Genomic DNA, 22,917 nt, shown 5'->3' on the forward strand with positions numbered 1-22,917 from the left:
CTTTCACTTCGATCAGCACTTCGCCCGCGCGCGGCCCTTCGAGATCGACCTCTTCGATCGTGAGCGGTGCGCCCGCTTTCCATGCGATGGCTGCTTTTGTCTTCATCGTGATTGCTCCCTTGTGCTCTGAGTACAGGCGTCGAATCGACTTAGGGCCAATTCGATCGTTCGATACGGCGGCGACTCACTGCGTCACCGTCAATGCGTGCCGTCCGGCTTCGGCCGATGATCGCCTGAAAGCGCGCGGCTGTCGTTCGGCGGTCGGCCGCATGCTTGCCAATTTGCGTCATCGTCGTCGGCGCTCGTGGCTCGGCAGCGGCGCCGCTGCGCGTCAACTGCCGACTGTCGTGTCGCGCGTTAGTTTATTAGCTTAAGCAGATGCCGAAAACCAGCTTTCCGTGCGCTGATACAAGTCGATGAAACGCGCGTGGCGGGCGGCGAGCGCAGCGTCGCGCTGCGGACTCGCCACGAGCGTCGCCGCCGGCGTGAGCGCCGCGAGATCGGCGGCATGCCAGTGGCCGCTCGCGAGCCCCCCGAGCATGGCGGCGCCGCGCGCCGCGGCGTTCGGGCAATCGACCGCATGCAACTCGGCCTCCAGCGCGTTCGCGAGCAACTGCCGCCAGCGCGCATCGACCGAGCCGCCGCCTGCAAGACGCAGCGACCGCACCGGCGCACCGTTCGCGCGGATCGCATCGAGCCCGGCACGCAGCGAGAAGGCGACGCCTTCGAAAGCGGCACGCATCATCGTCGCGCGCGAATCGCTGAGCGCCATGCCGAGCCAGCCGCCGCGCGCGGCCGGGTTCATCCAGGGCGAACGCTCGCCGGTCAGGTAGGGCAAGAACGTCAGCGTGGTCGAAGGGTCAGTGCCGAACGCGTCCTGATACGCGTCGGCCCATGAATACGACAGCCAGCCCCGCACGGCTTCGAGCGCAACGCCGACGTTCTGCATCGCCGCCATCCGGTACCAATGATCAGTCGACGCGCGATACGCGTGCAGTCCGCGAGCCGCTTGCGGCGCAGCCGTCGCTAGCACGACGATCTGGCCGCCGGTGCCGGTGGTCAGGAGCGCGTCGCCGTCGTGCGCGAGACCGCTGCCGAGCGCAGCGCAAGGCGTGTCGCCCGCGCCGACCGCAAGCACGATGCCTTCGCGCAAGCCGAGCGCGCGAGCCGCGTCCGCCGACAGCGTGCCGCCCGCCGCATAAGACGGCGCAAGCGGCGCGAACCATTGCGGCGGCAAGCCAAGCGCGTCGATCTGCGCGCGGTCCCACGCGCCCGACGTGTCGGCAAGCGCAGTCGCGCACGCATCGGACGGATCGGTCGCGACCACCCCGCCCAGCGCCGCGCGCAGCCAGTCCTTCGGCTGCAACGCCCAGCGCGTCGCGGCCGCCGACTGCGGCTCGTTGCGCACGATCCAGCGCAAGAGCGGCCCGGCCATGCCCGGCGCAACCGGATTCGGCTGCGGCTCGGGCCATGCGTCGAGCAGGCCGGCCGCGCGCGTGTCGGGCCAGAGCAGCGCCGGCCGCACCGCGCTGCCGTCCTCGGCCGTCAGCACGACACCGTGCATCTGCCCCGAAAAACCGATCGCGCACACCGCATCGCGTTCCTGCGCAGGCAAGCGCGCCGCCGCTTCGACGAGCGCGCGCCACCACACCTCGACGTGCATCTCTGCCCAGCCCGGCTGCGGCGTCTCGACGGCGTACGCGACGCTTGCGGTTGCGCATTCGCGTCCGTCGCCGTCGATCGTCGCGAGTTTCAGGGAGCCAGTGCCAAGATCGATGCCGAGAAAACGCATAGCGAAAAGTGTGATCGGGTGGAGTCGTCATCGATGATAACCGCGCCGCGAATTCGGGCCCGACACACCTGCCCGAATCTTCGCCGCCGGCTGAAGAACGGCGTCTGGCGCGGGTTTACCCACCCATGCGCGCCGCGACGCCAAAACACCACTATGCTCGTATCGAAATACACCCCATAGCCACATCGACACGTCGCGATCCGCCATCGCAGCCGACGGATCCGCGCAACACGCTTCGTACGGGCCTCCGTCCGCCCGACGCGGCGCGCGCGGCGCCGCTCATACGTCTTTTCGCATGCAGCGCATATCGATGCCGGAAAGTACGGAATAGCCTCCAGCGGTCTTGTTGGGGCTTTTCGTTCCGCATACCTTGGAGGCACCCAAAAACGAGATATTGGAGTGAGACACATGCAATCGAATTCGGTCCATCCGGTCGACGAGCGACTGCCCTTCGGGCAGCTGCTCACACTCGGCATTCAACACGTGCTGGTCATGTACGCCGGCGCGGTCGCGGTGCCGCTGATCGTCGGCGGCGCACTGCACCTGCCGAAAGACCAGATCGCCTTCCTGATCAGCGCCGACTTGTTCTCCTGCGGCATCGCCACGCTGATCCAGACCCTCGGCCTGTGGATCTTCGGCATCCGCCTGCCAGTGATCATGGGCTGCACGTTCGCCGCTGTCGGCCCGATGGTCGCGATCGGCACCAACCCCCATCTCGGCATTCTCGACATCTTCGGCTCGACGATCGCCGCCGGCGTCATCGGCATCGTGCTCGCGCCGATGATCGGCAAGCTGCTGCGGTTCTTCCCGCCGGTCGTGGTCGGAACCGTGATCGCGGTGATCGGGCTGTCGCTGATGGAAGTCGGCATCAATTGGGCAGCAGGCGGCGTCGGCAATCCGGATTACGGCAATCCGCTCTACATCGGCCTGTCGCTCATCGTGCTCACGCTGATCCTCCTGATCAACAAGTTCGGCCGCGGCTTCGTCGCCAATATCTCGGTGCTGCTCGGGATCGTCGCGGGCTTCGTGATCGCGTTCGTCACGGGTCACGTGAACACCGAAGGCGTGACGGCCGCCCCGTGGGTCGGCTTCGTGATGCCGTTCCACTTCGGCCTGCCGCACTTCGACCCGCTCGCGATCGCGACGATGGTCACCGTGATGTTCGTCACGTTCATCGAATCGACGGGCATGTTCCTCGCGGTCGGCGACATGGTCGAGCGTCCGGTCGATCGCGAGACGCTCGTGCGCGGCCTGCGCGTCGACGGCCTCGGCACGTTGATCGGCGGCATCTTCAACTCGTTCCCGCATACCTCGTTTTCGCAGAACGTCGGCCTGATCGGCGTGACCGGCGTGAAGAGCCGCTTCGTCTGCGCCACGGGCGGCGTGATCCTCGTGCTGCTCGGCTTGTTCCCGAAGATGGCTCAGGTCGTGGCGTCGGTGCCGGCGTTCGTGCTCGGCGGCGCGGGCATCGTGATGTTCGGGATGGTCGCGGCCAACGGGATCAAGGTGCTGTCGCGCGTCGACTTCGTGAAGAACCACAACAACCTGTTCATCGTGGCAGTGAGCGTCGGCCTGGGTCTCGTGCCGGTGGTTTCGCCGCACTTCTTCCAGCAACTGCCGGGCGCGCTGTCGCCGGTTCTGCACAGCGGCATCCTGCTCGCGTCGGTGTCGGCGGTCGTGCTGAACCTGATCTTCAACGGCGTGAAGGGCGAGAAGGACGCGAAGAAGGACATTCGGCAAGCTGGCCGCGATCTCGAACGGCATCCTGACGCGGCGCCTTCCGCGAGCGGTCATGAGCTCGAGCGGCGGATTGCGGATGCGCATTGAGGTGATTTGACGCGAACCGCTAGTGCTCGCAACCATCACCCCTGAATGAAAAAAGCCACGGGAGACCGTGGCTTTTTCCTTTGCTGCTGTGCTTTGCTGCGTGAAGCGGTAATCGACCCATCGACAACACACAGCGGAGTCAGCGAGTTCGCCCCGCTGCTTCCGCTGTCGTCCTGATCACCCCGCCTTCGCCGCCGACGCCGGCACGGCCGCAGCCGGAGCCGCGGCAGCCGGTGCGGACGCCCCAGCCGGCTGATCGGCCGAGCCGTAGTCGGCCGTGTCGTCAGCCGGACGCGGCGTATCGCCCGTGTGCTGGATCCAGCCGCCACCCAGCGCGACGTACAGATCCACCAGGCTCGTGAGCCGGTTCACGCGCGCGTTGATCAGCGACTGCTGCGCCGAATAGAGCGCGGTCTGCGCTGCCAGCACCGCCAGATAGCTGTCGACGCCGTTGTGATACCGCAGCTCCGACAGATCGAGTGCACGCTGCTCCGCGAACACATCGCGCTCGAGCGCCGCGATCTGCTGGTCGTAGGTGCCGCGCGCGGCGAGCCCGTCGGCGACCTCGCGGAACGCCGACTGAATCGACTTCTCGTACTGCGCGATCTGAATCTTCTTCTGGACGTTCGCAAGATTCAGGTTGGCGATATTGCTGCCACCCTCGAAGATCGGCAGGTCGATCGTCGGCGCGAAGGTCCATGCGAACGAACCCGGCTTGAAGAGCCCGCCGAGCGTCGGGCTCGCCGTGCCCGCCGAACTCGTCAGCGAGATCTTCGGGAAGAACGCCGCACGAGCCGCGCCGATATTCGCGTTGGCCGCGAGCAGGTTCTCCTCGGCCTCCATGATGTCGGGACGGCGCGTGAGCAGATCTGACGGCAGGCCCGCGGGAATGTCGGTCAGGATTTTCTGATCGCTAAGCGACAAGCCCGGATCGAGATCGGCCGGCAACGGCTCGCCGAGCAGTAGCACGAGCGCGTTCTCGGCCTGCGCGCGCTGGCGCGCCTCCGCCTGCATGTTCGCCTGCGCCTGCTCGACCACGGTTTGCGCCTGACGCAAATCGAGTTCCGAGCCGGTGCCGTTGTCGAACTGCAGCTTCGTCAGGTTGTACGAGTCCTGCGCGGTCTTCAGCGTTTGCTCTGTGATCCGCAGCAGGTCGTCGAACGAAAGCATCGTCAAGTACTGGTCGGCGACTTGCGAGACGAGCGAGATTTCCGCCGCCTTGCGTGCCTGTGCCGTCGACAAGTATTGCGCGAGCGCCTGGTCCTTCAAGCTGCGGATACGGCCCCAGAAGTCGATTTCCCACGACGTCTGCAGACCGACGTTGTAAGTCCGCGAGATCGTCTGGTCGAAGAGCGACAAGTCCTTCGGCGTGCGCGAGACGCTGCCGGTTCCCACCGCATTGAGCGTCGGGAACAGCTCCGCGCGCGTGATGCGGTACTGCTGCTGCGACGCCTCGACGTTCAGCACCGACACGCGCAAGTCGCGGTTGTTCTTCAGCGCGATCTCGATGACCTGCTGCAGACGCGGGTCGGCGAAGAACTCGCGCCAGCCGATGTCGCTGGCGGCCGCGCCGTTCGCTGTGCGCTCGGCGCCGCTGCCCGGCTGCGTCTGATAGACGCCGCCGGTCGGGAACGACGCCGGCACCGGAGCGGCCGGACGATTGTAGTGCGGCTCCATCGTGCAGCCGGCCGCGAAAACGCCGACTGCGATGGCAATCAAAGAAAGTTTTCGCATCCCAGCACGCGCCGGGCCGCCCCAAGCGTGCTGGGACGCCCCCTCGGGGGGCAGCGAACGAAGTGAGCGTAGGGGTCGTTTCATTTTAATGTCCTTCCTTGCCCGAACCGTTGCCGTTCGAGTCCTTATGCAGCGCGTCCGACAGCCGCATCGCCTCATCCGGATCTTCCTTCTCGCCCGAGAACTTCGAGCGGATCACGACGAAGAACATCGGGATCAAGAAGATGGCGAAGAAGGTCGCTGTCAGCATCCCGCCGATCACGCCCGTGCCGATCGCGTGCTGGCTCGCCGAACCGGCGCCGTTGCTGACCGCGAGCGGCATCACGCCGAGAATGAACGCCATCGAGGTCATCAGAATCGGCCGCAACCGCAGGCGGGCGGATTCGAGCGCGGCTTCCACCGGCCCCATCCCTTGACCCTGCTGCAGTTCCCGCGCGAACTCGACGATCAGAATCGCGTTCTTCGCCGACAGACCCACGGTGGTCAACAGACCCACCTGGAAGAACACGTCGTTTTCGAGCCCGCGCAGCGTGGCGGCCAAGAGTGCGCCGATCACGCCGAGCGGCACGACCATGATCACCGAGAACGGAATCGACCAGCTTTCATAGAGCGCCGCAAGGCACAGGAACACGACGAGGATCGAGATCGCATACAGGATCGGCGCCTGCGAGCCCGACTGGATTTCCTGGAACGACAAGCCGGTCCACGAGTAGCCGATGCCCGGCGGGAGCTTCGCCGCGATTGCTTCCATCGCCTTCATCGCCTGGCCGGTACTCTTGCCTTCCGCAGCCGCGCCCTGGATTTCGACCGACGAGATACCGTTGTAGCGTTCGAGCTTCGGCGAGCCGTAGGTCCAGTGGCCAGTCGCGAATGCGCTGAACGGCACCATCCCGCCCGCACCGTTGCGCACGTACCAGATGTTCAAGTCGTCCGGGTTCATGCGGAATGGCGCGTCGGCCATCACGTACACCTTCTTGATCCGGTTGTCGGTATCGAGGAAGTTGTTCACGTACTGCGATGCCCACGCGATCGAGAACGTCTGGTCGATCGCCGACGCCGACACGCCCAAGGCCTGCGCCTTCTCGCGATCGATGTCGATCTTGTACTGCGGCGTGTCGTTCAGGCCGTTCGGACGCACGAGCGCGAGCGTCGGGTCTTTCGAAGCCATGCCGAGCAGCTGGTTACGCGCGGCCATCAGCGCTTCGTGGCCGAGACCCGCGTTATCGGTCAGCTCGAAGTCGAAGCCCGATGCGGTACCCAGTTCAGGAATCGACGGCGGATTGAACGGGATCACCATCGCGTCCTTGTAGCCCGCGTAGTGCATGAACATCCGCTGGATGATCGCCTGAACCTTCTCGTTCTTGTGCTGGCGCTGCGAGTAGTCCTTCAGCTTGACGAACACGAGACCGGAGTTCTGGCCGCGGCCGGCGAAGCTGAAGCCGTTCACCGTGAACGCCGATTCGACCAGATCCTTTTCCTTCGTGAGCAGGTAGTCGTTGATGTTCTCGAGCGTCTTTGCGGTCGTCTCCATGGTGGAGCCCGACGGCGTCTGCACGATCACGAACATCAGGCCCTGGTCTTCGTCAGGCAGGAACGACTTCGGCAGCTTCACGAACAACAGGCCGACCGCCGCGATCACCGCGAGATAGATGATGAGCCAGCGGCCCGAGCGCTTGATCACGTGAAACACGCCCGAGTGGTACTTGTCGCGGCTCTTCTCGAAGGTCCGGTTGAACCAGCCGAAGAAGCCCTTCTTCGCTTCCTCATGGCCTTTTTCGATCGGCTTGAGAATCGTCGCGCAGAGCGCCGGCGTCAGAATCAACGCGACCAGCACCGACAGCACCATCGCCGACACGATGGTCAGCGAGAACTGCCGGTAAATCGCGCCGACCGATCCGCCCGAAAAGGCCACCGGCACGAACACCGCCGACAGCACGAGCGCCACGCCGACGAGCGCGCCGGTGATCTGGCCCATCGCCTTCTTGGTCGCCTCTTTAGGCGACAAGCCCTCTTCGGCCATCACCCGCTCGACGTTCTCGACCACCACGATCGCATCGTCCACCAGCAAGCCGATGGCGAGCACGAGACCGAACATCGATAGCGTGTTGATCGAGAAGCCCACGAGCTGCATGATCGCGAACGTGCCCAACAGCACCACGGGCACCGCGATCGTTGGGATCAGCGTGGCCCGCAGGTTCTGCAGGAACAGGTACATCACGAGGAACACGAGCACGATGCCTTCGAGCAGCGTCTTGATCACGTCCTCGATCGACAGCTTCACGAACGGCGTCGTGTCATACGGGTACTTCACGACGAGGCCGTGCGGGAAGTACTTCGACAGCTCGTCGACCTTCTGCTTCACTTCCTTCGCCGTCTGCAGCGCGTTCGCGCCCGTCGCGAGCTGAATCCCGAGACCCGCAGTCCATTGCCCGTTGTACTTCGTCTCGAAGTTGTACGTTTCGCCGCCCAGATCGATGCGCGCGACGTCCTTGATGCGAACTTGCGAGCCGTCCTGGTTCACCTTCAGCAGAATGTTGCCGAACTGCTCAGGCGTACGCAGAAGCGTCGATTCGGTGATGGTCGCCTGGATGACCTGCCCCGGCTTCGCCGGCGTGCCGCCAATCTGGCCGCCCGCGATCTGCACGTTCTGCGCCGAGATCGCGTTCGTCACGTCGACGGGTGTCAAGCTGAAGTTGTTCAGCTTGTTCGCGTCGAGCCAGATCCGCATTGCGTACTGCGTGCCGAACAGCGTCACCGTACCGACCCCGTCGAGACGGCTGATCGGGTCCTTGACGTGCGAGGCCACGTAGTTCGCGAGGTCGTAGCGGTCCATGCTGCCGTCTTCGGAGTTGAAGGCGAGCACCAGCAAGAAGCTGCTGCTCGACTTCGTCACAGTCGTGCCGAGCTGCTGCACGACCTGCGGCAGAAGCGGCGTGGCAAGCGACAGCTTGTTCTGCACCTGCACCTGCGCGATGTCCGGATTCGTGCCGGCGGCGAACGTCAGCGTGATCGTCGCGGTACCGGAGTCATCCGAAGTCGACGACAGATACAGCAAGTGGTCGAGACCGCTCATCTGCTGCTCGATCACCTGCGTGACGGTATCTTCCACCGTCTTCGCCGACGCGCCCGGATAGCTGGCGCTGATCTGGATCGACGGCGGCGCGATGGTCGGATACTGCGCGATCGGCAAACTGAAGATCGACGCGATACCCGCGAGCATCAAAATAATCGCGATCACCCATGCAAAAATCGGGCGATCGATAAAGAACTTTGCCATGAAGCAGGCTCCCTGTTATTACGCGCCCGATGCGCCGTGCGCCTGCTGCGCGCCGCTTGCCGCGGGGGCCGCGCCGGCCGCCGCGCCGGATGTGGGGCTCGCCGGCATCTGCGCCGGCACCGCCTTCACTTCCATCCCCGGGCGGACCTTTTCGGTGCCCTGCACGATCACCCGGTCGCCCGGCTGCACGCCGCTCTCGACGATCCAGTCCGCGCCATGCATGCCCGCCGTGACGAGCGTGCGCGGCGCGACCTTGTTGTCCTGACCGACGACCAGCGCAACCGCCTCACCCTTCGGGTTGTGCGTGACGCCGATTTGCGGCACGAGCATCGCGTTGTCGTTTACGCCCTCTTCGATGTGCGCACGCACGAACATGCCCGGCAGCAGCACGCGATTCGGGTTCGGGAAAATCGCACGGACCGTGACCGAGCCCGTGGTTTGATCGACCGTGACGTCGGAGAACTGCAGCTTGCCCGGCTCAGAGTAGGTGCGGCCGTCTTCGAGGATCAGCGACACCTTCGCGGCGTTCGGGCCGCTCGTCTTCAGGCGGCCTTCCTGCACATCGCGGCGCAGGTTGAGGCCTTCCAGGCTCGATTGCGTCAGATCGACGTAGACCGGGTCGATCTGCTGGATCGTGTCCATCAGCGTCGCCTGGCTCGCTTGCACGTAAGCGCCCGGCGTGACTTGCGACACGCCCGTGCGGCCGGTGATCGGCGAGATCACGTCGGTATAGCCGAGATTGATCTGCGCGGTCTCGACCTGCGCGCGGCCGGCGGCCACATCGGCCTCGGCCTGGCCTTGCGAGGCGACGGCGTTGTCGTAGTCCTGCTTGCTGACTGCGTTGGCGGCCACCAGCACCTTGTAGCGGTTGGCCTGCGCGGTGACCGACACCAGGTTCGCCTGGGCCTTCGCGAGCGTGGCCTTCGCGTTGTTGAGCGTGGCGATGTAAGGCGCCGGATCGATCTTGTACAGGCGTTGGCCGGCCTTCACTTCACTGCCTTCAGTGAAGTCGCGCGACAGCACGATGCCATCGACCCGCGCGCGCACTTGCGCGACGAGGAAGGCGTTGGTGCGGCCCGGCAGCTCGGTGACGACCGGTACGGCCGATTGCTGGATGGTGACGACGCCGACTTCCGGCGTTTGCTGCGGCGGTGCCGATTGTTTTTGTCCGCATGCTGCAAGAAATACGGCAGCCGTCGCGACACTGATTAAGCGGTATGGAACCCGTTCGACGCGCATGGAGCGACCTCTGTCAATGACTGAGAATGAAAAGTGTGCCGGCGCTTCTGCCCCCGCGGAACGCGCAGCACAAATACGTCCTGAGACGTTGGATCGATAGCCCGGATGCGGTCGTCAGGGTCGTCGGCGCAGCGCGCCGCGCCGAGAAAGCGCCGCATGACACCGCCGTGACAATGCGCGGTGATTAGCCTTGGGGCAGGCAACAGTGACGGATATTACCCGGGTTTACAGCTAGGCTATTCAATCGTCTGCGTGATTATATATACAATCACGAATGTACGTAAAAGTACGCTCGCGTGTTGGGACGATCAGGGCGAGTAGAAACTACTCAACAGACCCTTCCCTATAGTTATATAGAGAATGACCTCACCGCTTCATCCGGTAGAGAGCCAAAACGACAAATGGTCAGACGAACCAAGGAAGAAGCCCAGGAAACGCGACATCGAATTCTCGATGCCGCGGAACACGTGTTCTTCGAAAAAGGCGTTTCGCGCACATCGCTCGGAGACATCGCGCAGCATGCCGGCGTGACGCGCGGCGCCATCTATTGGCATTTCGCCAACAAGGGCGACCTGTTCACGGCCATGTTCGACCGCGTGCTGCTGCCGCTCGACGAGCTCGGCGCGGCGTCGCTGGATCCGCAGGAAGCCGACCCGCTTGGCCGGCTCAAGGAAATCGTCAACTGGTGTCTGCGCAGCACGGCGACCGACCCGCAGCGCCGCCGGGTGTTCGACATCCTGTTTCTGAAGTGTGAATTCGTCGAGGACATGGGCCCCGTCATGGCGCGTCATCAGACGAACATGCGCGACGGCCTGCAGAAAATCGAGGGCGGCTTGAAGAATGCCGTGTCGAAAGGCCAACTGCCCGCCGACCTCGATACGCAAAAGGCGGCAACCATCCTGCATGCGTTGGTCGGCGGATTCCTGCGCGATATGCTGATCCTGCCCGACAAGGTCGATATCGCCACGCATTCGGAGCAGCTCGTCGACGCGTGCTTCGACATGCTGCTCTATAGCCCCGCGTTGCGCGGGGCGGCGCCGGAACCGGGCTCGACACTGGACACTTAACGCGCGCGAGCCTTCTGGTTCGACGCGTAAATCGAGCCCCGCTGCGGCAGCGCGCCGGACGCGAGCGCGGCGATCCACTCGTCGGTGCCCAGCACCGCTGCGAAGCGCGATTGCAGCACGACGCTGAACACGCGGTGGATGTCCTCCGCGCTCGCGTATCCCGCGGCATTCTCATACGGCACGGCCCCGGTCGCGTCCGACAGAAACTCCACCGCATAGCCCGCATGCAGCGCGTGATTGATCGTCGACGCGTCGCAGTTGTGGGTCATGTAGCCGACGATGGTCAACGTGTCGATTTCGTTCTCCTTCAGCCAATCGGCGAGATCGGTGCCGGTGAATGCGCTAGGCAGCGACTTCTCCAGGTAGTGATCGCGAGGGCGCGACGCGACGACCGAGTGCAACTCCCCACCCTCCGAACCGCGCGCAAATATTGGCGCAGTGGTCGGCGCGAAGTTCTGCACGACGACGACCGGCACCGATGCGACGCGCGCCGCATCCATGGCGCGGCCGATGTTGGCGAGCGACACGTTGACGTCCGGGTATTCGATCGGCAGATCGCCGGTCACGTATTCGTTTTGGACGTCGATCACGATCAGCGCGCGGCGCGGGTTGGCTTGGGACATGGTGCGGCTCCTTTTCGAGGTTGGTGTTTGTTTTCGCTTCGTTCGCCAAGGCAGCGACGGGAGCCATTCTTCGCTTTTACGCGCGCCGCAGATAGTGGCCTGAATGACAATATTCGCTAGAATCGGGCCAACGCCATTTACGTAGAGTCGTCGATGCCGCGAGAGACTTCCACCGCCAGTCCCGCAGCAATGGCCGCCGGGACACACGTCGTCGCCGTCGTCGCTTTCGACGGCATCAGCCCTTTCCATCTGTCCGTGCCATGCCTCGTTTTCGGTGAAGACCGCAGCGCGGGCGGCGTGCCGCCCTTCGAGTTGCGCGTTTGCGCCGCCGAACCCGGCACGCTGACGACGACCGCCGGCTTTACGATCACCGCGCCCCACGGTCTCGATGCGATCAACGACGCCGATATCGTCGTCGTCCCGAGCTGGCGCGACACTGGCGAAGCACCGCCCGCCGCTCTCCTCGACGCCTTGCGCGCCGCCCACGCACGCGGAGCGCAACTGGTTGGCCTATGTCTCGGCGCGTTCGTGCTGGCGGAAGCGGGCGTCCTCGACGGCCGCCCCGCCACGACCCACTGGGCCTGGGCCGACGCGTTCGCCCACCGCTACCCGAACGTCCGGCTGGACCCGGCCGTGCTCTACGTCGACGACGGCAACATCTTGACGTCGGCCGGCACTGCCGCGGGCATCGACTGCTGCCTGCACGTGCTGCGCAAGCTCTGCGGCGCGCAGGCGGCGAGCTACACCGCGCGGCGGCTCGTCGTGCCACCGCATCGGCAAGGCTCGCAGGCGCAGTTCATCGAGCAGCCGATCGCCGCCGACGCGCGCGACGGCCGGCTCGCCGAACTGCTCGACTGGGTCCGTGCCAATCCGCGCGAGCCGCACACGCTCGACTCGCTCGCCGAGCGCGCGCTGATGAGCCGGCGCACTTTCACGCGGCGCTTCCGGCAAGCGACAGGGACGACGGTCAGCGCGTGGCTCCTTGCCACGCGCCTCTCGCGAGCGCAGCAAATGCTGGAGATGACGGAGCAATCCGTCGACGCCATCGCCGACGCAGCGGGATTCGGCTCGACGGTATCGATGCGCCAGCACTTCGCCGACGCACTCAAAACGTCGCCTTCGGCGTACCGGCGGGAGTTCAGGGGAGCTTGAAAAGCGGACGGAGAGCGCGCCGGACCGACCGCACGGCGCGCTGAATGGAAAGAAACAGGTTAGCTCGTCAGCCGAACCAGCGCGACGCGTATAACAGCACGGCGACGAAGAAGACCATCGCCGCCCACGCCCACGCGGGCATCGCATGCGGCTCATGTCCGCGATGGAGCCCGTGCGCGCGGGTGCTGACGAGCGTGCCGGCGGCGCGACCCGTCAGGGTCCCGCCCGCACCATGCGGATAGGCGCGGCGCGCGATGCCGGCCAGATTGATCGGCCGCAGAAAGACGTGCTGACGCCGGCCATGCCCGCCGCGCGCGCGGTTCGGCCCCAGCCCGTGCTTGGCCTGCACGACCGCGCAGAACTCCGTGAAAAAGTCGTCGGCGAGCTCGTGCATCGCGTTTTCAATTTGGCGCGGCGGCAGTTCGGTCAGCGGGCCAGTGAGCGTCGCCCAGACGGAGTAGTCGATCCGCGTGGAGGGTTCCGCTTGCGAAGCATCCGACGACGCGGCGCCGCTCTCCGCATCGGCCCGCAGCGCGACGTCGATCTGGCCTCGCAACGCACCGACACCCGGCGCACGCGCCTTGAAGTTGAGCGTGCGATGCGGCGCGTCGACGGCCGTGCCGTTCTGGCTCGCCACGTGCGCACGCACGTCGTAGCGGGCCCTGAGCGGGCCGAGCGGCACGGTCAGCGTGAGCACGTACTCGCCGCCCACGAGGCGTGCGAACGATTCGCAGTTTTCGAGGCTTGCGCGCAGCAGCGCGAGATCCTGCAACGCGTCCCAGACCGCGGACGGTGCAAGCGGAATGCGTAACGCGTCGTTCAGTTCCATGGCGATTTCCCCCTATGCACGCGCGATTGCGGGATCAAGACGTCTGATCGATGCGATCGACGCGCGATGCATAAAACGCCAAATACCCTTTGATTTGGGCGGCCATTTCGAGCGGTTCCTCATAGGTCCAAACCGCGTTTTCGACGAGACCGTCCTCGGTTTGCAAATGGAAATACGATGCATGTCCCTTGTAGGGACAGAACGATGTATGGTCCGAGCGCTTGAGCCGCGCCATGTTGACGTCTTCGCGCGGGAAATAGGTGACGTCGGGAAGGCCCGTTTCGCTCAGCGTGAGCGCGTGGAGGGTATCGGCAACCGTGACGCCATAGTGGATCACCCGCACCCGATGGCGGTTCCGCACGATCTCAATGCGATGGTCGTCGACGTTCGTCATTGCTTTCCCCTGTACATCTCGTGCGCGGCCTGTGCCGCCGATGTGCCGCCGCTTCTCGGGCGACAGCCAACGGCGTGTGTTTGGATAGGGCCGGTGCGTAGCCTGGGGCTTTTTTGCAGCGCTCGCTCTGCATGGGACAAAAAAAAGCCACGGCGTCCGTGGCTTTTATTATGGGCGAAACTCGTGTCGCTTGTGCGCGCTTCCGATCGCTACTGGAAATTCCCTATGGCTGGTCTCAAAGGGCGTTCCAATAAAAGTCCGCTTTGGTACTGCCGCTGCCCGAAATCGTCACCGTTTTCTTCTGATCCTGGCCGTTATACGTCGCATGCACGGTGTAGCGGCCGGGACGAAGCCTGACGAGCATATACGGCCCGCGCGATTGCGCGTTGAGCACTTCGCCGTCGTGCGCGTTGACGATCCTCACGTGCACGTCCGCCAGAAATTCCGAACTCGGCCCGGTGAAGCGCATGGCAAGCGGCCAGTCGTGCTGGGCCCGCTTGAGCGCGGCCGACTCGTCGCTGCCCACGCCGCCCGACACGAACGACACCTCGCCTTGCTGTTGGATCTGCGGCATGCCGCCGCCGTTCGCATTGCCGGCGCTGCTGTTGTCGGTCGTCGAGCCGCCCACCGTGCCCGACTGCGCAAACGCGCCGCCCGCCGCACCGAGTGCGAGCGCCGCGGCAACCGCCGCGATCGCCGCTCGCTTGTTGCTTGGCGTGTTCATTGACTCTCCTTTCGTCGTAAATGGATTCGAATGGGTTGTCTGTCTTGGAGCAATTTGCGCGCCTGCAGGGAACGGCCCCCACGCTCACTTCGTTCGCTGCCCCCCAAGGGGGCGATCAGTACGCTTGGGGCGGCCCGGCGCGTACTGAAACGAACGCGCCGCACCGTCCATGGTAGGACGGTGCGGCGCGTTTGGAACAGCCTCCGATGCCCGCGGGCAACGGTTCGCGGCAATTAGCCGAGATCGACCGGCACAAAGATCTGGGCATTGTCGCGCTGGATCAGCAGCGCGATGCTATTGCCCGCCTTCGAGATCATCTCGCGCAGTTGATCCGCATTCGACACCGGACGACCGTTGACCGCGAGAATCACATCGCCCGGCTGAATGCCCGCGGTTGCCGCAGGCCCCGACGATTGCTGCACGAGCAGCCCGTGCGTGAGCGACGCGCCGCTCTTTTCCTGCGGCGTCAGCGGACGGACCGCCACGCCCAAGCGCCCTTGCTCCTGTGACTGCGTGTCGTTCGAGGCCACCTTCGCGTCCGTGAGCGCGCCGATCGTCGCGGTCACATCCTTCTTGGCCTTGTCGCGCCAGACCTGGATGTCGGCCTTGCTGCCCGGCTTGATGCCCGCGATCATCGACGGCAGGTCGGTCGAATCGTTGATCGCCGTGCCGTTCACCGCGAGAATCACGTCGCCCGCTTGCAGGCCCGCCTTCGCGGCCGGGCCGCCCGGATCGACCGAGCTCACGAGCGCGCCGTTCGGCTTTTGCAGCCCGAACGAATCGGCGAGCGTCTGGTTGAGGCCCTGCACCGCGACGCCAAGGCGCCCGCGGCTCACGTGGCCGGTCTTGACGAGCTCGTCCTTGACCTTCATCGCCTCGTTGATCGGAATCGCGAACGACAGACCCTGGAAGCCGCCCGTCTGCGAGTAGATCATCGAGTTGATGCCGATCACCTCGCCCTGCAGATTGAAGAGCGGTCCGCCCGAGTTGCCCGGGTTCACCGGCACGTCGGTCTGGATGAACGGCGTGTAGTTCTCGTCAGGCAGCGAGCGCGACTTCGCGCTGATGATGCCCGAGGTCACCGTGTTGTCGAAGCCGTACGGCGAGCCGATCGCGACGACCCACTGGCCGACCTTGCTCTGGCGCGGGTCGCCGATCTTCACGGTCGGCAGATCCTTCGCATCGATCTTGAGCACCGCGACGTCCGAATCCTTGTCCGCGCCGACGACCTTCGCCTTGTATTCGCGCTTGTCGGTCAGCTTGACGGTGACGACGTTCGCGCCGTCGACAACGTGCGCGTTGGTCAGGATGTAGCCGTCCGGGCTGATGATGAAGCCCGAGCCGAGGCTCGCGCTCGGCTGATCGCCCTGGCCGCCGTCATCGCCGCCCTGGCCCGGCATCTGGCCGTAGAAGTGCTTGAAGAACTGGTAAAACGGGTCGCTCGGATCGATCGGCAATTGCTGCATCGATTGGCGCTGCGACACCTGCTTCACAACGTGCTTGGCGCTGATGTTCACGACGGCCGGGCCATAGGTTTCGACCAGACCGGAAAAATCGGGGATGCCGGTCTTCGCGGCAGCTTCGGCAGGCATCAGCGCCGCAGCCTGGGCGGACTGGATGATCTGCGGGTCGGTATGGCGGGTGCCGGCGACGTATCCCGCCGACAACGCAACGGCGACCGCGATGGCGACGGCGCTGCGAGACAGAATCTTGGTATTCATCGAAGGAACCTCCTTGGTGACGTACGCAGAGTAAGGGTGCTGTCTTAAAGGAGTCTTAACGACGAATTTCAGCGGAAATACGGCCAAATTGCCGCGTCTCGCGCACGGCGGGCCGCATTCGCGCCCGCACTCGACGCGCCGCTCAGAACCGCACGCTGACGAGAAGGCCGCCGAGCGGCGCGTCGTCCAGTTCGATCTCGACGCCGTGCTGGACCGCAATGCGCTTGACGATCGCGAGCCCCAGGCCGCTGCCCGACACGTCGGTGCGCGCCCGCGCCGAGGTGTCGCGATAGAAGCGGTCGAACACGCGCTCGCGTTCGTCCTCGGGAATGCCGGGGCCGCTGTCGGCGATATTCACGCGCGGATGGCCGTCGGGATCGAGCGCGAGCGAGACGTCGATCCGGCCGCCCTCCGGCGTGTATTTCACGGCGTTGTCGAGCAGATTGCCGAACATCACGCGCAGCGCTTCGGCATCGGCCGTCACATTGGCGGACTGCGCCTCTTCAAAGCCGAGATCGATCGCGCGCCGCTGCGCGAGCGGCGCGTGCGCTGCCACGCACTCGGCAAGGAGCTGGCGCAGGTCGAGCGACTTTCTCGCGCCCGCGCCATCCGGCTCGGCACGCGCGAGCGCGAGCAATTGCTCGGCAAGACGCGTTGCGCGCGTCACGCCGGCCTGCAAATCAGCGAGCGCTTCGCGGCGCGCATCGTCGTCATGCGCGCGCGCGACCAGTTGCGACTGGATCTGTACCGCCGCGAGCGGCGTGCGCAGTTCGTGAGCGGCGTCGGCGACGAACGCCTTTTGCGTATCGAGCGCGGCTGAAAGGCGCGCGAGCAGTCCGTTCAATGCGCGTACGAGCGGCCGCACTTCGAGCGGCAAGCGTTCGTCCGGCAGCGGATCGAGCGCTTCGGGGCGGCGCGTTTCCAGCGCGCGCGTCACGCGCGCGAGCGGCGCGAGGCCGCGCCCGACGATCCCCCAGACGGCCAGACCGAGAAACGGCAACACGACGATCAACGGCCACAGCGTGCGCAGCGCGACGTTCGCGGCTAGCCGGTTGCGCACCGACAGCGGCTGCGCGAGCTGCACGACGTTATCGCCGACGATCGCGCCATACACACGCCACTCGCCGCGGTCGGTGCGCTCCGTCGAAAAGCCCAGCTCGGCGCGCGGCGCGAGCGGTGCGCGTGGATGCGAGTAGTACATCAGTGCGCCGTTGCGATTCCAGATCTGGATCACGACGCCCTCGTCGGCATCGGAATGCGCGCCGAGGATTTGCGCGAATGGCTCCGACGGCAGCGCCGCGGCGATCTCCTGCAGCTGGTAATCGAACAGCTCGTTGGCTTCGGCGAGCGCCTGCCGATAGATCAGCCAGCCCGCGAGGCCCACGCCCGCGACGACGATCGCAACGAGCCAGAACAGCAATTGACGACGAATCGAACTCATGGAGAGAGTGGTCTCACGCTTCCTTGGCGATCATGTAGCCGAGGCCGCGTACGTTGCGGATCAGATCGGCGCCAAGTTTTTTGCGCAGCGCGTGGATATAGACCTCGACCGTGTTGCTGCCGATCTCCTCGCCCCAGCCGTACATCTTGTCTTCGAGCTGGCTCTTCGAGAGCACCGCGCCGGGACGCGCCAGCAGCGCTTCGAGCAGCGCGAATTCGCGCGCGGACAGCGCGACCGGTGCGCCGTCGAGCGTGACTTGGTGGGAAGCGGGATCGAGCGTCAGCGCGCCGTGACGCATCACCGATTCGCTGCGCCCCGACTGACGGCGAATCAGCGCGCGCATTCGCGCGCCGAGTTCGTCGAGATCGAATGGCTTGACGAGATAGTCGTCGGCGCCGGCGTCGAGACCTTTGACGCGGTCCGCGACCGCATCGCGAGCCGTGAGGATCAGCACCGGGCACGCATGGCCTCGGGCTCGCAAGGTACGCAGCACGTCGAGGCCGTCGCGCTTCGGCAAGCCCAGATCGAGCAGCATGAGATCGTAAGATTCGCCGGTCGCGGCGGTCAGCGCGGCCTCGCCGTCCTGCACCCAATCGACGGCAAAGCCCTCGCCGCGCAACGCCTTGCGCACGCCTTCGGCAATCATCCGGTCGTCTTCGACAAGCAATACGCGCATCGGTGTTTATCCCGCGGCAAAGATGTGTAATGAACCCATTTTAACGTCTCGCGTGCGCCACGCGGCGCGCGCTCTTTTTCCGCAGCGCCGCAGCATGTCTCTACAATGAGCGCTTTTGGCGCGGCATGGCGCAATGGCACGGTCGCGGCGACGCTATTGCGCTGCTATTGCACGCGCGCCAATCGTGTTGCCTGCCCGCTTGTCGCGATCGATGTCGCCACGACGTTCGCTGTCGTCGCTTCGATCGACTTGATTTACAGAACCAGCCGTCCATGACGAACGCATTTCTCTCTTCAGTTGCACGCCGCGCACTGCCGCGACGCGTGTCTCACCCCGCACCGCTTTCGTCATCGATCACCTCATCGCTCACGTCATCTAGCAACGAATCGCAAAAGCCGAATCGTTTTCATCGCTCGAAGACACTCGCACGCATCGCCGTCGCTTTGCTGACCTGCACCGCGCTCGCCTTCGCCGCGCCGGCCGAGGCGCGCAAGAAAGCGCGCCATCCGGCCGTCAGCGTCACGACCGTTTTGCCCGCACCGGTCATGAGGGGACTCGAAAAAGCGCACGTGCCGCTGACGGCGGTGAGCGTGGTCGTCGAGAAGATCGGCGATCGCACGCCGATCCTCGCGTTGAACGCCGGCAAGCCGATGATGCCCGCCTCGACAATGAAGCTCGTCACCACCTACTCGGGCCTGTCGATCCTCGGCCCGGACTATCGCTGGCGCACCAACGCCTACGCGGACGGCACTGTCGACGAGCATGGCGTCCTGCACGGCAACCTCTACATCCAGGGGACGGGCGATCCGAAGCTCGTACCGGAAGAGCTGATCGATCTCGTCGACAAGATTCACAAGGCCGGCATCACGGGCATCGACGGCGCCCTGGTGCTCGACAAGCGCTTCTTCGATCCGTCGACGCGCGACCTCCCGCCGTTCGACGACGACGCCACCGCCCCGTACAACGTCGGCCCCGACCCGCTGCTGTACGCCTTCAAATCGCTGACGTTTACGCTGACACCTTCACCCGACGGCACCGTCGCGATCGACGTGCTGCCGGCGCTTTCGCAACTGCAAATCGACAACGAACTGCACGCGACGCGCGGCGCGTGCGTCGGCGCGGAAACCGCGGTCACGCCGACCGTCACGCCGGAGGCGAGCGGCACCGTCGCCGCGCTGTTCTCGGGCGACTACCCGGTGCGCTGCGGGATGCGCTCGATCAACCTCGCGGTGCTCGACCACTCGCAGTTCTTCGCGGGCGGATTCCTCGCGCTGTGGCAGCAGACGGGCGGCACCTTCAACGGCGCGACGCGCGAAGGCCCCGTGCCCGTCGATGCGCGCCTGGTCGCGACTCACCAAGGCCCGGTGCTGTCCGATATCGTTCGCGACATCAACAAGTTCAGCAACAACGTGATGGCGCGCAACCTGTTCCTCACGATCGGCGCGGTCAAGGAGAAGCCGCCTGCGACGCCCGAGAAGTCCGCGAATACGATCCGCGCGTTTCTGAACGCGAACGGTCTGCCGATGCCGGAGCTCGCGCTCCAAAACGGCTCGGGATTGTCACGCGACGAGCATATTTCGGCGTTGTCGCTCGCCGACTTGCTGCAGCACGCGAATGCGAGCCCCGTCGCGCAAGTGTTCGTCGAATCGCTGCCGGTAGCGGGCGTCGACGGCACGATGCGCAACCGCTTGAAATCCGCGCCGGTGCTCGGCAATGCGCACATCAAGACCGGCACGCTGCGCGATGTGCGCGCGATCGCCGGCTATGTGGCCGGGGCGGACGGACAGAGCTATGTGGTCGTCAGCATCATCAATGACGAGCACGCGGAAGCTGCGCGCGCGGCGCACGACGCGCTGCTCGAGTGGGTATATCAAGGCGCTCGCTAAGCATCAACTAAGCCTCCACCCGGCGTGCCGAGCGCGCCCTCCCACCTCCCTCCATTCCCATTTCTCCCAGCCGCCCCCGCGTGCTGGGAGAAACCCTCACCCGCCTTTACAGACGGCGCCTGCATCGAATAATCCTTCTACGAAGAATGGCGCGGCGCGTGACGCGACCGTGTACGCTGTCGGGCAATGTCCGAAGCGCGAAATCATGCTCGATTGCGTGACGCGATACTCGGTACAACTCGACAGCGTTCACGCTGCAACAAGACCAACTCGAGACACGGAGGGAGACGCCCATGCAATTCGATGCCGAATTGCTCCTGCTCGCGATGGCGCCCGTCTTTCTCGCATGCATCGGCTGGGAGGCGTGGCACCTGCGGCGCGCACGCCCGAACGCGCAAATCTACCGATGGGCCGACACGCTTTGCAACGCGTCGCTCGCCCTCATGCATCAAGCCGCCGACAAGCTCGCATGGCTCGCGGTCATTCCGCTGTACGCCTTCGTCTACGATCATTTCCGGCTGATTACGTGGCATGCCGGATGGCTGTCGTTCGCCGTGTTGTTCGTCGCCCAGGATTTGCTCTACTACGTCTTCCACCGTAGCAGTCATCGCGTGCGCTGGTTGTGGGCCGCGCACGTCGTCCATCATTCCTCCGAGCGGCTCAATTTATCGACCGCGTTCCGCCAGAGTCTCATGTATCCGATTGCCGGCATGTGGGCGTTCTGGACGCCGCTCGCCGTGCTCGGCTTTCCGCCCAAGCAGATCGTCGCGATCGTCCTCATCAATCTCGCGTTCCAGTTCTTCGTCCACACGCAGGCGATCGGCCGGCTCGGCTGGCTCGAATACGTCTTCAACACGCCGTCGATCCATCGCGCGCATCACGCCCGCAACCCGCGTTATATCGATCGCAACTACGCGGGCGTGCTGGTCGTCTGGGATCGCCTGTTCGGCAGCTTTGTCGATGAAGACCCGCGCGAAGCCCCCGAGTACGGAATCGTCGAGCCGCTGCGCAGCTACAACCCGCTCAAGGCGACGTTTCACGAATGGGCCTCGATGGCCGCCGATGCGGCGCGCGCCGAGCGCTTCACCGACAAGCTGCGCGCTCTGTTCGGTCCGCCCGAATGGGCTGCGGCGTTTCACGGCGCGAGCGATATCCGCATTGGCTTGCCAGTACCAGAAAGCGGGTTGCGCGAACCCGACACCCAGGCATTTCCAACATCGCGCAAGACATGACAGATTCTGTAAGCTGTCGCTACGCCGCGCCTCACAAGCGGCGAGCGCTGCCTGCAACACACGGCCAAGCCGCACATTCGAGGAGATGAGATAGATGGAACAAAGCAAAAAGACACAGCCCAAGGGCCTGCTGCGCGTCGCGCAAACGGCCGTCGCCTGCGCCGCGTTCGCGCTTCTGGCGGCTTGCGGCGGCGGGGGCAGCAGCAGCTCGACGACCAGCAACAGCAGCACGCCGCCGGGCGGCGTATCGCTGCAGGTCGTGTCGTTCGGCACGAGCCTTTCGGATGTCGGCACCTATTCCCCGTTCATCCTGCCGAGCTTCGGCGGCGGCAAGTTCACGACGAATCCTGGCCAGGTCTGGACGCAAAACGTCGCGAACTACTACGGCGGCACCCTCACGCCGGCCTATCTCGGCGGCTTCAGCGTGCAACTCGCCGCAGCCGGCGGTCTCGGCTACGGGGAAGGCGGCGCGCTCATCAGCGGGGAACAAGGCATCGGCTGGGCGCCGAACGACGCCGCGGCAACGACGATGCCGGTCGTCGACCAGGTCACCAACTATCTGAACGCCCACGGCAGTTTCAATTCGAACCAGCTCGTGCTCGTCGAAGGCGGCGCAAACGACATCCTGACGAACGCGACGGCCATCGGGACCGCCGTGCAGACCGGCGTAGCCAATGGCACCTATCCGAGCCTCTCGGTCGCGGTCCAGGCAGTCACCTTGTCGACACTCGGACCGGCTGCGCAGGCGTTTGTCACGCAAGTGGGCAAAATCCTCGCCGCCGGCGCAACCAAGGTCGTGGTCGTCAACGTGCCCGACATCGGCCAGACGCCGCTCGGTATCTCCGAAGGCGCGACGGGCTCAGCGCTCCTGAGCGGTATCACGCAGACCTTCAACGGCATCGTGCAGGCCGGACTGGCCCAAGCGGGCCTTTCGTCGAAGGTGATCTACGCCGACGCATTCACGTGGCTCGACCAAAGCGTTCTGCCGAATGTTTCGTCGCTCGGCTTCCAAGTCGGGAACACGGGCACAGCGTGCAATCTGGCGCAGATGCAGGCGAACGCCACTCAGTATGGCCAACAGAACCCGTCCGCACTCAACGGGCTGACGCCTGCGCAGTTCGGCGCGCAATTCGCCTCGTCGCTGTTCTGCTCGCCGCAGACGCTGACGGTCGCGGGCGCAGACCAGACCTACGTGTTCGCGGACTCGATTCACCCGTCGACGCATACGCACGCGCTTTTCGCCCAATTCATCGAGAGCAAGGTTGCGGCGGCAGGCATCGGTCATTGATCGCGGTGTCGACGT

The 22,917-nt window shown here is 65.0% G+C and carries 17 protein-coding genes; 6 read left to right on the forward strand and 11 right to left on the reverse strand.

What is annotated here, in order from left to right; translation table 11 throughout:
• Positions 1-370: 370 nt before the first annotated feature.
• Positions 371-1,792, reverse strand: coding sequence for a xylulokinase (locus tag AAHK20_RS19745; protein WP_449183202.1), 1,422 nt, complete (start codon positions 1,790-1,792; stop codon positions 371-373).
• 408 nt (positions 1,793-2,200) lie between these two features.
• On the opposite strand from AAHK20_RS19745, the gene AAHK20_RS19750 reads away from it, so the two are divergent.
• Positions 2,201-3,619 carry a nucleobase:cation symporter-2 family protein gene (locus AAHK20_RS19750; RefSeq protein ID WP_449183203.1) on the forward strand — a complete coding sequence of 473 codons (1,419 nt, stop codon included), beginning with the start codon at positions 2,201-2,203 and terminating at the stop codon, positions 3,617-3,619.
• Positions 3,620-3,796: 177 nt separating this feature from the next.
• Here the strand turns inward: AAHK20_RS19750 and AAHK20_RS19755 are convergent, their stop codons facing one another.
• The 3 genes from AAHK20_RS19755 to AAHK20_RS19765 form a co-directional block, all read right to left on the reverse strand.
• The gene (locus AAHK20_RS19755) at positions 3,797-5,353 is read right to left on the reverse strand and encodes an efflux transporter outer membrane subunit (protein ID WP_449183204.1); all 1,557 of its coding nucleotides are present in this window, start codon (positions 5,351-5,353) and stop codon (positions 3,797-3,799) included.
• Positions 5,354-5,438: 85 nt separating this feature from the next.
• Entirely contained in the window at positions 5,439-8,630 is a 3,192-nt protein-coding gene (locus tag AAHK20_RS19760) for an efflux RND transporter permease subunit (RefSeq protein WP_449183205.1), read from the reverse strand.
• An 18-nt stretch (positions 8,631-8,648) separates the two neighbouring features.
• Complete coding sequence (locus AAHK20_RS19765; protein ID WP_449183206.1) at positions 8,649-9,869, reverse strand: efflux RND transporter periplasmic adaptor subunit; 1,221 nt, start codon at positions 9,867-9,869, stop codon at positions 8,649-8,651.
• Positions 9,870-10,270: 401 nt separating this feature from the next.
• Between AAHK20_RS19765 and AAHK20_RS19770 the strand changes: the two genes are divergently transcribed.
• Positions 10,271-10,936, forward strand: coding sequence for a TetR family transcriptional regulator (locus AAHK20_RS19770; protein WP_449183207.1), 666 nt, complete (start codon positions 10,271-10,273; stop codon positions 10,934-10,936).
• Here the strand turns inward: AAHK20_RS19770 and AAHK20_RS19775 are convergent.
• Positions 10,933-11,559, reverse strand: a complete 627-nt coding sequence (locus AAHK20_RS19775) for a cysteine hydrolase family protein (protein ID WP_449183208.1) — start codon at positions 11,557-11,559, stop codon at positions 10,933-10,935. The genes AAHK20_RS19770 and AAHK20_RS19775 overlap by 4 nt on opposite strands.
• 153 nt (positions 11,560-11,712) lie before the next feature.
• On the opposite strand from AAHK20_RS19775, the gene AAHK20_RS19780 reads away from it, so the two are divergent.
• Positions 11,713-12,711 carry a helix-turn-helix domain-containing protein gene (locus tag AAHK20_RS19780; RefSeq protein ID WP_449183209.1) on the forward strand — a complete coding sequence of 333 codons (999 nt, stop codon included), beginning with the start codon at positions 11,713-11,715 and terminating at the stop codon, positions 12,709-12,711.
• A 67-nt stretch (positions 12,712-12,778) separates the two neighbouring features.
• On the opposite strand, the gene AAHK20_RS19785 is transcribed toward AAHK20_RS19780, so the two are convergent.
• The 6 genes from AAHK20_RS19785 to AAHK20_RS19810 all read right to left on the reverse strand — a co-directional run bounded on the left by AAHK20_RS19785 (position 12,779) and on the right by AAHK20_RS19810 (position 18,496).
• Positions 12,779-13,540 (reverse strand): SRPBCC family protein, encoded by a 762-nt coding sequence (locus tag AAHK20_RS19785; RefSeq protein WP_449183210.1) that lies wholly within the window; start codon positions 13,538-13,540, stop codon positions 12,779-12,781.
• Positions 13,541-13,574: 34 nt separating this feature from the next.
• Positions 13,575-13,934, reverse strand: coding sequence for a DUF427 domain-containing protein (locus AAHK20_RS19790; RefSeq protein WP_449183211.1), 360 nt, complete (start codon positions 13,932-13,934; stop codon positions 13,575-13,577).
• Between the two features lie 235 nt (positions 13,935-14,169).
• A complete protein-coding gene (locus tag AAHK20_RS19795; protein ID WP_449183212.1) occupies positions 14,170-14,658 on the reverse strand; it encodes a carboxypeptidase-like regulatory domain-containing protein in 489 nt (162 codons plus the stop codon).
• Positions 14,659-14,891: 233 nt separating this feature from the next.
• Positions 14,892-16,379, reverse strand: a complete 1,488-nt coding sequence (locus tag AAHK20_RS19800; protein WP_449183213.1) for a DegQ family serine endoprotease — start codon at positions 16,377-16,379, stop codon at positions 14,892-14,894.
• A 142-nt stretch (positions 16,380-16,521) separates the two neighbouring features.
• A complete protein-coding gene (locus AAHK20_RS19805; protein WP_449183214.1) occupies positions 16,522-17,820 on the reverse strand; it encodes an ATP-binding protein in 1,299 nt (432 codons plus the stop codon).
• 13 nt (positions 17,821-17,833) lie between these two features.
• Positions 17,834-18,496 (reverse strand): response regulator, encoded by a 663-nt coding sequence (locus tag AAHK20_RS19810; protein ID WP_449183215.1) that lies wholly within the window; start codon positions 18,494-18,496, stop codon positions 17,834-17,836.
• Between the two features lie 272 nt (positions 18,497-18,768).
• Between AAHK20_RS19810 and dacB the strand changes: the two genes are divergently transcribed.
• The 3 genes from dacB to AAHK20_RS19825 all read left to right on the forward strand — a co-directional run bounded on the left by dacB (position 18,769) and on the right by AAHK20_RS19825 (position 22,902).
• Positions 18,769-20,382, forward strand: coding sequence for a D-alanyl-D-alanine carboxypeptidase/D-alanyl-D-alanine endopeptidase (dacB, locus tag AAHK20_RS19815; RefSeq protein ID WP_449183216.1), 1,614 nt, complete (start codon positions 18,769-18,771; stop codon positions 20,380-20,382).
• A gap of 293 nt (positions 20,383-20,675) precedes the next feature.
• Complete coding sequence (locus tag AAHK20_RS19820; protein ID WP_449183217.1) at positions 20,676-21,614, forward strand: sterol desaturase family protein; 939 nt, start codon at positions 20,676-20,678, stop codon at positions 21,612-21,614.
• Between the two features lie 94 nt (positions 21,615-21,708).
• Positions 21,709-22,902, forward strand: a complete 1,194-nt coding sequence (locus AAHK20_RS19825) for an SGNH/GDSL hydrolase family protein (protein ID WP_449183218.1) — start codon at positions 21,709-21,711, stop codon at positions 22,900-22,902.
• Positions 22,903-22,917: the final 15 nt, after the last annotated feature.

Source organism: Trinickia camelliae (genome assembly GCF_053525655.1).

What these genes read in the sequence shown, in the direction of transcription:
- AAHK20_RS19810 (WP_449183215.1), bottom strand. Translation starts at nt 18,496, where the DNA reads ATGCGCGTATTGCTTGTCGAAGACGACCGGATGATTGCCGAAGGCGTG.
- AAHK20_RS19825 (WP_449183218.1), top strand. Translation starts at nt 21,709, where the DNA reads ATGGAACAAAGCAAAAAGACACAGCCCAAGGGCCTGCTGCGCGTCGCG.
- AAHK20_RS19755 (WP_449183204.1), bottom strand. Translation starts at nt 5,353, where the DNA reads ATGCGAAAACTTTCTTTGATTGCCATCGCAGTCGGCGTTTTCGCGGCC.
- AAHK20_RS19780 (WP_449183209.1), top strand. Translation starts at nt 11,713, where the DNA reads ATGCCGCGAGAGACTTCCACCGCCAGTCCCGCAGCAATGGCCGCCGGG.
- AAHK20_RS19765 (WP_449183206.1), bottom strand. Translation starts at nt 9,869, where the DNA reads ATGCGCGTCGAACGGGTTCCATACCGCTTAATCAGTGTCGCGACGGCT.
- AAHK20_RS19795 (WP_449183212.1), bottom strand. Translation starts at nt 14,658, where the DNA reads ATGAACACGCCAAGCAACAAGCGAGCGGCGATCGCGGCGGTTGCCGCG.
- AAHK20_RS19770 (WP_449183207.1), top strand. Translation starts at nt 10,271, where the DNA reads ATGGTCAGACGAACCAAGGAAGAAGCCCAGGAAACGCGACATCGAATT.
- dacB (WP_449183216.1), top strand. Translation starts at nt 18,769, where the DNA reads ATGACGAACGCATTTCTCTCTTCAGTTGCACGCCGCGCACTGCCGCGA.
- AAHK20_RS19820 (WP_449183217.1), top strand. Translation starts at nt 20,676, where the DNA reads ATGCAATTCGATGCCGAATTGCTCCTGCTCGCGATGGCGCCCGTCTTT.
- AAHK20_RS19760 (WP_449183205.1), bottom strand. Translation starts at nt 8,630, where the DNA reads ATGGCAAAGTTCTTTATCGATCGCCCGATTTTTGCATGGGTGATCGCG.
- AAHK20_RS19790 (WP_449183211.1), bottom strand. Translation starts at nt 13,934, where the DNA reads ATGACGAACGTCGACGACCATCGCATTGAGATCGTGCGGAACCGCCAT.
- AAHK20_RS19805 (WP_449183214.1), bottom strand. Translation starts at nt 17,820, where the DNA reads ATGAGTTCGATTCGTCGTCAATTGCTGTTCTGGCTCGTTGCGATCGTC.
- AAHK20_RS19785 (WP_449183210.1), bottom strand. Translation starts at nt 13,540, where the DNA reads ATGGAACTGAACGACGCGTTACGCATTCCGCTTGCACCGTCCGCGGTC.
- AAHK20_RS19800 (WP_449183213.1), bottom strand. Translation starts at nt 16,379, where the DNA reads ATGAATACCAAGATTCTGTCTCGCAGCGCCGTCGCCATCGCGGTCGCC.
- AAHK20_RS19745 (WP_449183202.1), bottom strand. Translation starts at nt 1,792, where the DNA reads ATGCGTTTTCTCGGCATCGATCTTGGCACTGGCTCCCTGAAACTCGCG.
- AAHK20_RS19775 (WP_449183208.1), bottom strand. Translation starts at nt 11,559, where the DNA reads ATGTCCCAAGCCAACCCGCGCCGCGCGCTGATCGTGATCGACGTCCAA.
- AAHK20_RS19750 (WP_449183203.1), top strand. Translation starts at nt 2,201, where the DNA reads ATGCAATCGAATTCGGTCCATCCGGTCGACGAGCGACTGCCCTTCGGG.